Below are 279 nucleotides of genomic sequence, written 5' to 3'. Positions count from 1 at the left end.
GGCAAGCCACAGCCCTCGAACAAGAAGAAGGCGCAGGCTCAGTACAAAGCAAACACCAACACAGTGACCACCAAGACAATGCCAGCCTAGGCCTCGAACAAGCATGGCACATCAGCCCTGCATGGATCCAAGACCTCAAAGGTGAAGACCAAGCCACCGCCTCAGGCAACAGCCAAGTTGAAAAACTTAACCAACACCTCAGCGACTACTACGCTGGACAAAGCAAACAATTCATCGCCAAAGCCAGCGTCAGAGACAGCCAAGTCGGCTACTGGTTCA

1 pseudogene is annotated in these 279 nt (G+C 53.0%); it reads left to right on the top strand.

The annotated features are described in order from the left end of the window. A pseudogene (locus AC1M87_RS14840) lies at positions 1–279 on the top strand (type VI secretion system tip protein VgrG); the annotation flags it as partial.

Source organism: Acinetobacter sp. 24-47-62 (assembly GCF_056779765.1).
The sequence above is the reverse complement of the archived record's forward strand: the minus strand, read 5'-3'. Positions and strand labels throughout refer to the sequence as shown.